The organism is Streptomyces sp. NPDC033165, from assembly GCF_055577965.1.
Map to the genome: position 1 here is coordinate 401,830 of NZ_JBVIPK010000007.1, position 10,411 is coordinate 412,240.

Below are 10,411 nucleotides of genomic sequence, written 5' to 3' on the forward strand. Positions count from 1 at the left end.
GGATCGACGCAGAAACGACGCGACGGGCGAAGCGAACCGTTGCGCGGCAGCGTGGTGGTGACGGAGAAGACCATCCCCACTCGCCGGAGGAGACATCATGACGATCAACCGTCTGCAGCGCACTGCGGCGGCCGCCGCGGCACTCGCCCTTCCCGCCTCTCTGGCGTTCTTCGCTCCGCAGGCCCAGGCCGTGACTCCCGCCGAGCCGTACGGCCCCGCCTGCTCGTCCGTGCCCGCCGAGGGCGCGGGCAGCCTGGAGGGCATGGCGAAGGACCCGGTCGCAACCGCCGCGTCCAACAACCCCGAACTCTCCACCCTCGTCAGCGCGGTGGAGAAGGCGGGTCTGGTCGACACCCTCAACAACGCGAAGGACATCACGGTGTTCGCGCCGACCAACGCCGCCTTCGACAAGATCCCGCAGGCGGATCTGGAGGCGCTCCTCAACGACAAGGCCGAGCTCACCAAGGTGCTGACGTACCACGTGGTGGGCGAGAAGGTCACGACCCAGCAGATGGAGGACGGCACCTTCGAGACACTGGAGGGGAGCGACCTCACCACGAAGGGCTCCGGCACCGAATTCACGGTGAACGACACCTCGAAGATCGTCTGCGGCGATGTGCCGACGGCCAACGCCACGGTCAACCTGGTCGACACGGTGCTCATGCCGCCGTCGTCGTGACGGCCGGGGCGCCGCCGACCGCCCACGGCGGATCCCCCGCCGACCCCCGTGCCCGAATCGCCTGACGGTTCGCGTGCCGGTCCGGGCACGGCCGCTGGGTCGGGGTTCTATACGCTGAGGGCGTGACCAGCGCCGACGACCGACCGACCCGGAGCGGCGCCTCGGAATCCGAGGCGCCGCTCGCGGACCTTCAAGCGTTCGCGGTCGAGCTGCGCCGGATGAACGGTGAGATCAACCGGATGACCCACGGTTTCGCGGCGAGCCAGCAGCTGCACCCCACGGACGTGAGCGCGCTCGCCGCCATCCTCGACGCCCCGTCGCCCCTGACGCCGGGGGCGCTGCGCGAGCATCTGGGCCTCACCTCCGGCGCGGTGACGGCATGTCTGGACCGGCTGGAACGGGCCGGGCACATCCGGCGGGCCCGGGAGAGCGCCGACCGCCGGGTGGTGCACGTGTACTACGAGGCGAGCGCCCGGACGGCCGCGCGCGACTACTTCATGCCGCTCGCCGAGGCCACGGCACGGGCCAGGGCACGCTTCAGCGAGGCGGAGCTGACGACCGTCCTGCGCTTCCTCGCCGCCATGAACGAGGAGCTGGCCGAGGTCCCCCCGGCGCGTCGCTGAGATCTTCACCCCCCCTTGCGGTTGTCTTCGCGAGCACTCGCGTAATGTATTTCAACGATTGAGATTGTTTGTCGATGAGATACCTCCACCCCCGGGAGAGGCATGTCCACCCCTGCACGGTCGGTCCGCCGGCTGATCCCCGTCGTTCTGCTGATCGCCTGGCTCTGCATCGGCGGCGGGCTCGGCCCGTACGCCGGGAAGCTCGGCGAGGTCGCCACCAACGACCAGGCGGCTTTTCTGCCGCAGAACGCCGAGTCCACCCAAGTCATCGACGCCCAGAAGGCGTTCCAGCAGAACGAGACGCTGCCGGCCATCCTCGTCTGGACCTCGACGGAGAAGGACGCCCCGGTGGACGGCGGGCAGCGGGAGGCCGCCACCGGCGCCCTCGCCTCGCTCGCCGGAAGCGAGGGCGTCGTCGGAACCCCCTCCCCCGCGCTGCCTTCCGAGGACGGCCGCGCGCTCCAGGGCATCGTGCAGCTGAGCCCCGGCCTCGGGGACGAGTTGCCGACCGTACTGGAGAGGATCGAGGAGGCGGGCGCGTCCGTGTCCGGCACGACGGTCCGGCTGGCGGGTCCGGCCGCGAGCCAGGCCGACCTTTCCGACGCCTTCGCGGGCATCGACGGGCTGCTGCTCGGGGTCGCCCTGATCACGGTGCTCGTCATCCTGCTGCTGGTCTACCGCAGTGTGCTGCTGCCCTTCGTCATCATCATCGGCGCGGTGTTCGCCCTCGCCCTGTCCTGTGCGATCGTCTACGTCCTCGCGGACCACGACATCGTGCGCGTGGACGGTCAGGTGCAGGGCATTCTGTCGATCCTGGTGATCGGCGCGGCGACGGACTACGCGCTGCTGCTCACCGCCCGGTTCCGGGAGGAACTCGCCGTACACGACGACCGGTTCACCGCGATGCGTATCGCGCTGCGCGAGTCCTTCGGCCCGATCACGGCGAGCGCCGCCACGGTGGCGGCCGGTCTGCTCGCGCTGCTGCTCAGCGACCTCACCAACAACCGGGCCCTCGGTCCCGTGGGAGCGATCGGCATCGTCTGCTCGGTCCTGAGCGCCCTCACCTTCCTGCCCGCCGTCCTGGTGCTGCTGGGCCGGGCCGCCTACTGGCCGGCGAAGCCCAGGCCCGCGGACGACAAGGCGTCCGGCGGCCGCGGTATCTGGCACAAGGTCGCGGCCCTCGTCGACCGCGCGCCCCGCAAGGTCTGGGCGATCACCCTGGCGGCCCTGATCGCCTGTGCCACGTTCGCCCCCACGCTCACCTCCAAGGGCGTTCCGCTGGACGAGATCTTCGTCAACGACGCCCCGTCCGTGGCCGCTCAGGAGACGCTGAGCGAGCACTTTCCCGGCGGCTCGGGCAATCCGGTGGTGATCGTCGCGGCGGCCGACCGGCTGACCGAGGTGACCGAGGCCGCCACCCGTACCGACGGGGTGGCCTCGGTCGCGCCGGCGAGTGCGAGCGGACGGCCGGGCGGCGAACCCCTCGTCGTCGACGGCAGGGTCCGCATCGACGCGACCCTGAAGGACGCGGCCGACAGCGACAACGCCAAGGAGACCGTGGCCGCGCTGCGCACCGAGGTCCACGCGGTACCCGGATCGGACGCCCTGGTCGGCGGCTACACCGCTCAGCAGTACGACACACAGCGCACGGCGGAGAACGACCGCAAGGTGATCGTTCCGGTGGTGCTGGCGATCATCCTGGTGATCCTGGTCTTCCTGCTGCGGTCACTGCTGATGCCGGTGCTGCTCGTGGCGACCGTGGCGCTGAACTTCCTGGCCACGCTCGGTATCTCCTCGTTGGTCTTCACCCATGTGTTCGGCTTCAGCGGCACGGATTCGTCGGTGCCGCTGTACGGATTCGTGTTCCTGGTCGCCCTGGGCGTCGACTACAACATCTTCCTGATGTCCCGGGTCCGGGAGGAGTCGCTGCGGCACGGCACCAGGGAGGGCATCCTGCGCGGGCTGACCACGACCGGCGGGGTCATCACGTCGGCGGGCGTCGTCCTGGCGGCCACCTTCGCCGCACTCGGTGTGATCCCGCTGGCGTTCCTGCTCCAGATCGCGTTCATCGTGGCCTTCGGCGTCCTGCTGGACACCCTGGTCGTCCGCTCGCTCCTCGTCCCGGCGCTGGTGCGGGACATCGGCCCGAAGGCGTGGTGGCCGGGCACACTGAGCCGCGAGACGTCCCAGGGTCGACGCAGCGCGTCCCCCGGAGCCCGGCCCGGGTCCCGGTAGGCGGTCCGGGCGCGGATCACGAAGAGGTCCAGGGCGATGACGATCCCCGACCGGACGGGCGCGTACGGCGGGCAGAGGAAGTGCGCGAACAGGCTCAGGGAGGCGAAGAGGATGCCGGCCATCCGCGCCCAGCCCGCCCCCTTGAGCACCCATCAGCACTCCGGCGAAGAGCACCCCGCCGGTGACCCATGCGCTGTCCGGGTCGGGCGCGGGGGCCGGGACGGCCGGGCCGTCGGAGCGCTGCCAGGGCGCGTCCGCCTGGCCGGACGGCAAAGTGCCGGGAGGAGGCGTGGAGCGGGAGCCGAGGGGCCGGAAGGCATGGAGCCGGAAGACGTCATGGAGCCGGGGGCATGGGGCCGGAAGGCGTCGTGGGGCCGGGAGGCCGGGCGGGGTCCGTGCGCATCAGGACTCCTCCTGAGACCGGCCGGACTGCCCCTTCGCACGCTTGCCGACCACCGCGGCGGCGGCGGCCGCACTGCCCGCGAAGGCCAGTGCGACCATCCAGGGACGGTCGAAGACATGGCAGGTGGCGTGGTCCACCGAGTAGCGTCCGGGGCCGGTCAGACCGATGGCCGCGGCGGTGAAGCCGAGGAACGCCGGGTATTCGTAGCCGCCGCCCTGGGCGAAGAAGCCCGCCGGGGCGTGCACGGCGACCGCACCGGCCATGGCCCCGGCGGCCGCGGCGCCCGCCGCCGGGGTGGCGAGACCCAGCGCCAGCAGCGCGCCGCCGCCCGCCTCGCCGAGACCTGCGGCCACAGCGCTGTGCTTGGGCGGGTGGAAACCCATCGCCTCCATCGCGGCCGCAGTGCCCTGGATTCCTCCGCCGCCGAACCATCCGGCCAGTTTCTGGCTGCCGTGGGCAGCGAGCACCGCGCCGGTACCGACGCGCAGGGCGAGCAGACCGAGATCACGCCGGTTGACGCGGACCATGGGGACTCCCGGGGTGAGGGGCTTGCGGTACGGCTCCCACTCTCGCCGGACGGGGGCGGGCGGGCCCGGCCGATTACGCCGTACGGGACACGGGCCGGTCGCCCCAAGGCCCCGATGCGACGCAGATCATTGTGCAACTTGTTGCATAAGGGTCTCGTGGTGGTCTACAACTGACGCGACGACCCCGTGCGGAGGAGACCCCGGATGAGCCTGTACCCGAACCTGCTGAGCCCGCTGGACCTCGGGTTCACCACGCTCCCCAACCGGGTGCTCATGGGCTCGATGCACGTCGGCCTTGAGGAGGCCGAACGCGGCTTCGAGCGAATGGCGGCCTTCTACGCCGAGCGCGCCCGGGGCGGCGTCGGCCTCATGGTCACCGGCGGCATCGCCCCCAGCGAGCGGGCCTGCTCCTTCCCCGGCGGGGCGAAGATGACGACCGAGGCGGAGGCGGAGCAGCACCGGGAGATCACCTCGGCGGTGCACGCGGCGGGCGGCCGGATCGCCATGCAGATCCTGCACTTCGGCCGGTACGCGCACCACCCCGACCTGGTGGCGCCGAGCGCGCTCAAGGCCCCCATCAGCGGGTTCACCCCGAACGCCCTGACCGACGACCAGGTCGAGGAGACCGTCGAGGAGTTCGTCCGGGCGGCGGAGCTGGCGCGGCACGCGGGGTACGACGGCGTCGAGATCATGGGCTCCGAGGGCTATCTGATCAACGAGTTCATCGTCTCCGCGACCAACCTCCGCACCGACCGCTGGGGCGGCTCGTACGAGAACCGCATCCGGTTCCCCGTGGAGATCGTCCGCCGGGTCCGCGAGCGGGTCGGCAACGACTTCATCCTGATCTACCGGCTCTCCATGCTGGACCTGGTGCCGGGCGGCTCGACGCTGGAAGAGGTCGTGACGCTGGCGAAGGAGATCGAGGCGGCGGGCGCGACGATCATCAACACCGGCATCGGCTGGCACGAGGCGCGCATCCCCACCATCGCCACCTCCGTCCCGCGCGGCGCGTTCAGCTGGGTGACCGAGAAGGTGCGCGGCGCGGTCTCCGTACCGCTGGTGACGAGCAACCGCATCAACACGCCCGAGGTCGCCGAGGAGATCCTCGCCTCCGGCCGGGCGGACATGGTCTCCATGGCCCGGCCCTTCCTCGCGGACCCGGAGTTCGTCGCCAAGGCGGCGGCGGGCCGGGCGGACGCGATCAACACCTGCATCGGGTGCAACCAGGCGTGCCTGGACCACATCTTCAGCCTCCAGATCACCTCCTGCCTGGTCAATCCGCGTGCCTGCCACGAGACCGAGCTGGTCCTGAGCCCGACCCGGACCCGTAAGCGCGTCGCTGTCGTCGGCGCCGGTCCGGCGGGCCTCGCGTGCTCGGTGACCGCGGCCGAGCGGGGCCACGCGGTCACGCTGTTCGACACCGCCGACGAGATCGGCGGCCAGCTGAACGTGGCCCGCCGGGTGCCGGGCAAGGAGGAGTTCGACGAGACGCTGCGCTACTTCCGTACGCGACTGGCCGAGCTGGACGTCGAGGTGCGCCTGTCCACCCGGGCGGACACCGGAACGCTGGACGGCTTCGACGAGATCGTGCTCGCCACCGGCGTCGAGCCCCGTACCCCCGCGATCCCCGGCACGGACCACCCGAGCGTGGTCAGCTATCTGGACGTGCTGCGCGACGGGGCGCCGGTAGGTGACCGGGTCGCGATCGTGGGCGCGGGCGGCATCGGCTTCGACGTCGCGGAGTTCCTCACCGACGGCGGCGAGGCGGCGAGCCTGGACGCGGACACGTTCTTCCGGCAGTGGGGCGTGGACACGGCCTACGCGGAGCGCGGGGGCCTGCGCGCCCCCGAGCGCCCCAAGCCGCCGCGCACCGTCCACCTGATCCAGCGCAAGACCACCAAGGTCGGCGCCGGGCTCGGCAAGACGACGGGCTGGATCCACCGCACCGAACTGCGCCACCGGGGTGTCGAGATGATCGCGGGCGCCTCTTACGACCTGATCGACGACGAGGGCCTCCACCTCACCGTCGACGGCGAGCGGCGGGTGCTGCCCGTGGACACGGTCGTCCTCTGCGCGGGCCAGGAACCGCGCCGGGAGCTGTACGAGGAACTGCGCGCGGCGGGCGGCCCGGTCCATCTGATCGGCGGCGCGGACGTGGCGGCCGAGCTGGACGCGAAGCGGGCGATCCGCCAGGGCACGGAGCTGGCCGCGGCACTGTGAGCCAGCTCCCTGCCGGCAGCCGCGTACTTCTGTGAACGCGCGTCCTGCCGACAGCCGCGTACTTCTGTGAGCCCGCGCATTGCCGACAGCCGCGTACTTCTGTGAGCCCGCGCATTGCCGACAGCCGCGTGACTCCGCGCCCCCTCGTCCTACCGGGAGCCCAGCACCTCTGTGAGCCCCCTACTTAGGATGCACGTCATGTCACTGCCGCACGCGATTCTCACCGCTCTGCTGGAGAAGCCTTCCTCGGGTCTGGAGCTGACCCGCAGGTTCGACCGGTCGTTCGGCTACTTCTGGTCCTCGACCCACCAGCAGATCTATCGCGAGCTGGGGAAACTGGAGCAGGCCGGGCGGATCAGGGCGCTGCCGTCTGCGGTTCCGGCCCGGGGGCAGAAGAAGGAGTACGAGGTACTGCCCGCGGGCCGCGAGGAGTTGGCGGCCTGGGTGGCGCTGCCCGAGGACCCGCGCCCGGTCCGTGATCCGCTGCTGCTGCGGATGCGGGCGGCGGCAGTCGTCGGGACGAACGGGATGGGCACGGAGCTGCGCCGCCATCTCGCGCTCCACGAGCGGCAGTTGGCGGAGTACCGGGAGATCGAGGAGCGGGACTTCACCCCCGCGCCGACCACGGACGAGAGCCGGCTGCGGTATCTGGTGCTGCGGGGCGGCATCGACCTGGAGACGTTCTGGATCGGCTGGCTCACCCGGGCCATCGCGGACCTGGACAGCTGACCGTAGCGCCCGTCACGGGTGGGGGCCGCCGCCCGCCTTTACGGCCAGGGGTTCCGCGACGACCACGGGGCGGGGGCTGCCGATGACCACCCGCGAGGGGACCGGCCCTTCCGGGGAAGCCCCGTCGGCCACGCGCTCCGGCTCCGTGCCGCGCACCTCGGCCACGCCGTCCGTGGCGCGAGCCTGGGCCCGGCTCAGGAGGATCACGCCGCGTACGGCGGCGGCCGTACCGAGCAGCGCCAGGACCAGGCTGACCGGGCCGCCCTGGAGCCGTTCGCCGAGCAGGGCCAGGCCGATCGCGGCGGCGGCGACCGGGTTGGCGAGGGTGACGACGGCGAACGGGGCGCCGAGCCCGCCCCGGTAGGCGGTCTGGGACAGCAGCAGGCCTCCCATCGCGAAGGCCGAGACGAGCAGCGCCACGGTCAGCAGCCGCCAGCTGAACAGCGGGCCGCCGGAGTGGTCGGTGACGGCGACCGTGAGGGTCTGGGTGAGGGCGGAGGCGACACCCGAGGTGATCCCGGAGGCCGCCGCGTGCCGCAGGCCCGGGCGGGCTCCCGGGCGGCTGAGCCCGGCGACGACCGCCATGGTGGCCGCTCCCACGCCCAGGGCCTCGGGCAGGGTGAGGGTGTCGTGCGGGGCGGAGCCGCCCGCGGTCAGGAGCAGCGCGCCGAGGCCGAGCAGGGTGAGGACCGTGCCCTGCCACTCGATCCGGCCGACCCTGCGTCCGGCGGCGTGCGCGCCGAGCGGGACGGCGACGACGAGGGTGAGCGCGCCGAGCGGCTGGACCAGGGTGAGCGGCCCGTAGTTGAGTGCGGCGACGTGCAGCAGCGCGCCCGCCGCGTTGAGGCCGACCGCCGACCACCACGCGCCCCGGCCCAGCAGCCGCAGGACGCCGGCGGAGGACTCGGTGCGTCCGGCGAGCCGGGACTGCGCCACGGCGGCGGCCGCGTAGGCGCCGGCCGAGACGAGGGACAGGGCGACGGCGATCAGGGTGCCGCTCATCGGGCGGCCCCGGTCGGAGCAGGCTCAGGGACGGGCCGAGGGGTGGGCTCAGGGACGGGCTCAGGATCGGGGATGCGCACCGCGGCAGCCTCCGCGGCGGACGCCCCGGCGGAGCTCACGAGGGGCGGCGGCGCGTCGGCACCCCCACCGGACATCACCGACCCACCCGGCACCGTGCCCCCACCGGAAACCACCGATCCATCCGACACCGTGCCCCCACCAGACGCCACAGCCCCACCCGACACCAGGACCTCACCAGACACCACAGCCCCACCCGGCATCGGCAGCCGGAAAACGGCGAACGCGACGGCGAGCAGCGCGACGGCCACGATCGCGTCGAGCCAGTAGTGGTTCGCCGTGCCCACCACGACGAGCAGCGTCAGCGCCGGGTGCAACAGCCACAGCCAGCGCCACCGGGAGCGGGTCGCGGCGATCAGACCGATGGCGACCATGACCGCCCAGCCGACGTGCAGCGAGGGCATCGCGGCGAACTGGTTCGCCATCGTGTCGGTCGCGGGCGTCTGCCCGTACACCGTCGGCCCGTAGACCTGCCCGGTGTCGACCATTCCGGCGGCCGGGAACATCCGGGGCGGAGCCAGCGGGAACAGCAGGTGCAGCACCAGGGCGGCGGCGGTGAGCGCGGCGAGGACCCGGCGTGACCAGAGGTAATGGCGGGGGCGACGCCAGTAGAGCCAGACCAGAAAGAGGGCTGTGGCCGGGAAGTGCACGGCGGCGTAGTACGTGTTCGCCGCGTGGATCAGGGTCTGGCTGTGCAGCAGCAGGTCCTGGACGGCGCCCTCGCCGGGCAGGCGCAGGGTCCGTTCAAGGTCCCAGACGTTCCGCGCGTTGCGGAACGCTTCCTCGACATGGCCGTTGGCCGCCCGGCGGCCGAGTTTGTAGGCCAGGAAGAGTCCGGCCACGAGAAGGAACTCGCGGACGAGGGGCGGTCGGGCACGTATGTCCGGCTCCTGGTCCACGGGCTCGGTGCGGGCGTGCGTCACCCGGTGCCCCCTTGGATGCGAAGCGGTGTCAGGACGGCATGGTCCAGTCCATGCCGAATCGATACGCCAGTGTACCGATACGTTGGCGTATCGGTACACCTGCGTATCGGTACACTGGCGTATCGAGAACCTCGCCGCACCGCCGCAGGAGGTACAGCCCATGCCCTCGCCCGATTCCGCACCGGAGTCAGCCCTCGCCTCCCGCCGCTCGAAGATCACACCGGAGCGGGCGCAGGAGCTGTACGAAGCGGTGCTGGACCTGTTGCGGGAGAGCGGTTACGAGTCGCTGACCATGGAGGGGGTCGCCGCCCGCACCCGGTGCGGGAAGTCGACGCTGTACCGGCAGTGGGGGTCCAAGCCGGAACTGGTCGTCGCCGCACTGCACGGCACCCGGCGGATGCGGCTGCCGCACATCGACACCGGGACGCTGGCCGGGGACCTGCTGGAGGCCGCGCAGGCGATCGGGAAGGCCTCGGAGAGCGACACTCCGCTGATGCACGCCCTCAGCCATGCCGCACTCCAGAGCCCGGAGCTGCTGTCCGCGCTGCGCGAGGCGCTGATCGTGCCGGAGGTCGCGGCGATCGACGCGATGGTCCGGCGGGGCCAGGATCGCGGCGAGATCCCCGCGGACCTGCCGGCCGCCGCGTTCGTACCGGCCCAGCTGCTCGGCGTGCTGCGCGCCCGGCCGCTACTGGAGGGGCGCTACGCCGACGCGGCGTATCTGACCCGGTTCGTGGAGAGCGCGATCTTCCCGAGCCTCGGACTCACGGCACAGGTGCCGGAGTCCTGACAGACGTGGACCGCCCGTCCCAGCGGATGGGGGCCGGTCCACCCTGCGCCGCACCGTGGGGACGGGGGCGGCGCACCGCCCGGGGGGGGGGGGGGGGGGGGGGGGGGGGGACGGGGGGGGGGGGGGGGTCCCCCCCCCCCCCCCCCCCGGGCCGGGTCAGGCCTTGCTCACCGGCTCCACCGGCTCCTGGAGCTCCGTGACC

At 72.3% G+C, this 10,411-nt stretch carries 9 protein-coding genes and 1 pseudogene; 6 read left to right on the plus strand and 4 right to left on the minus strand.

The window, feature by feature from the left end; translation table 11 throughout:
• The first annotated feature begins 97 nt into the window (after window positions 1-97).
• From ACZ5WC_RS19815 to ACZ5WC_RS19825, 3 genes are all read left to right on the plus strand, one after another.
• A complete protein-coding gene (locus ACZ5WC_RS19815) occupies window positions 98-679 on the plus strand; it encodes a fasciclin domain-containing protein (RefSeq protein WP_468542006.1) in 582 nt (193 codons plus the stop codon).
• 122 nt (window positions 680-801) lie between these two features.
• Complete coding sequence (locus ACZ5WC_RS19820) at window positions 802-1,302, plus strand: MarR family winged helix-turn-helix transcriptional regulator (RefSeq protein WP_468542007.1); 501 nt, start codon at window positions 802-804, stop codon at window positions 1,300-1,302.
• Between the two features lie 102 nt (window positions 1,303-1,404).
• The gene (locus ACZ5WC_RS19825) at window positions 1,405-3,537 is read left to right on the plus strand and encodes an MMPL family transporter (protein ID WP_468542008.1); all 2,133 of its coding nucleotides are present in this window, start codon (window positions 1,405-1,407) and stop codon (window positions 3,535-3,537) included.
• A 56-nt stretch (window positions 3,538-3,593) separates the two neighbouring features.
• Here the strand turns inward: ACZ5WC_RS19825 and ACZ5WC_RS19830 are convergent.
• Together ACZ5WC_RS19830 and ACZ5WC_RS19835 are read right to left on the minus strand one after the other, a co-directional pair.
• A pseudogene (locus tag ACZ5WC_RS19830) lies at window positions 3,594-3,659 on the minus strand (DUF7144 family membrane protein); the annotation flags it as partial.
• Between the two features lie 280 nt (window positions 3,660-3,939).
• A complete protein-coding gene (locus ACZ5WC_RS19835) occupies window positions 3,940-4,467 on the minus strand; it encodes a DoxX family protein (protein WP_468542009.1) in 528 nt (175 codons plus the stop codon).
• A 204-nt stretch (window positions 4,468-4,671) separates the two neighbouring features.
• Between ACZ5WC_RS19835 and ACZ5WC_RS19840 the strand changes: the two genes are divergently transcribed.
• Both ACZ5WC_RS19840 and ACZ5WC_RS19845 read left to right on the plus strand, forming a co-directional pair.
• Window positions 4,672-6,687, plus strand: coding sequence for an oxidoreductase (locus ACZ5WC_RS19840; protein WP_468542010.1), 2,016 nt, complete (start codon window positions 4,672-4,674; stop codon window positions 6,685-6,687).
• Between the two features lie 198 nt (window positions 6,688-6,885).
• Window positions 6,886-7,416 carry a PadR family transcriptional regulator gene (locus tag ACZ5WC_RS19845; protein ID WP_468542011.1) on the plus strand — a complete coding sequence of 177 codons (531 nt, stop codon included), beginning with the start codon at window positions 6,886-6,888 and terminating at the stop codon, window positions 7,414-7,416.
• 12 nt (window positions 7,417-7,428) lie between these two features.
• On the opposite strand, the gene ACZ5WC_RS19850 is transcribed toward ACZ5WC_RS19845, so the two are convergent.
• The gene (locus ACZ5WC_RS19850) at window positions 7,429-8,418 is read right to left on the minus strand and encodes a DMT family protein (RefSeq protein WP_468542012.1); all 990 of its coding nucleotides are present in this window, start codon (window positions 8,416-8,418) and stop codon (window positions 7,429-7,431) included.
• Window positions 8,415-9,419 carry a phosphatase PAP2 family protein gene (locus ACZ5WC_RS19855; RefSeq protein WP_468542013.1) on the minus strand — a complete coding sequence of 335 codons (1,005 nt, stop codon included), beginning with the start codon at window positions 9,417-9,419 and terminating at the stop codon, window positions 8,415-8,417. The genes ACZ5WC_RS19850 and ACZ5WC_RS19855 overlap by 4 nt, the downstream gene beginning before the upstream one ends.
• Before the next feature lie 160 nt (window positions 9,420-9,579).
• Here ACZ5WC_RS19855 and ACZ5WC_RS19860 point away from each other — a divergent pair, with 160 nt between their 5' ends.
• A complete protein-coding gene (locus ACZ5WC_RS19860) occupies window positions 9,580-10,209 on the plus strand; it encodes a TetR/AcrR family transcriptional regulator (protein WP_468542014.1) in 630 nt (209 codons plus the stop codon).
• Window positions 10,210-10,411: the final 202 nt, after the last annotated feature.

What these genes read in the sequence shown, in the direction of transcription:
- ACZ5WC_RS19815 (WP_468542006.1), top strand. Translation starts at nt 98, where the DNA reads ATGACGATCAACCGTCTGCAGCGCACTGCGGCGGCCGCCGCGGCACTC.
- ACZ5WC_RS19825 (WP_468542008.1), top strand. Translation starts at nt 1,405, where the DNA reads ATGTCCACCCCTGCACGGTCGGTCCGCCGGCTGATCCCCGTCGTTCTG.
- ACZ5WC_RS19835 (WP_468542009.1), bottom strand. Translation starts at nt 4,467, where the DNA reads ATGGTCCGCGTCAACCGGCGTGATCTCGGTCTGCTCGCCCTGCGCGTC.
- ACZ5WC_RS19840 (WP_468542010.1), top strand. Translation starts at nt 4,672, where the DNA reads ATGAGCCTGTACCCGAACCTGCTGAGCCCGCTGGACCTCGGGTTCACC.
- ACZ5WC_RS19845 (WP_468542011.1), top strand. Translation starts at nt 6,886, where the DNA reads ATGTCACTGCCGCACGCGATTCTCACCGCTCTGCTGGAGAAGCCTTCC.
- ACZ5WC_RS19850 (WP_468542012.1), bottom strand. Translation starts at nt 8,418, where the DNA reads ATGAGCGGCACCCTGATCGCCGTCGCCCTGTCCCTCGTCTCGGCCGGC.
- ACZ5WC_RS19860 (WP_468542014.1), top strand. Translation starts at nt 9,580, where the DNA reads ATGCCCTCGCCCGATTCCGCACCGGAGTCAGCCCTCGCCTCCCGCCGC.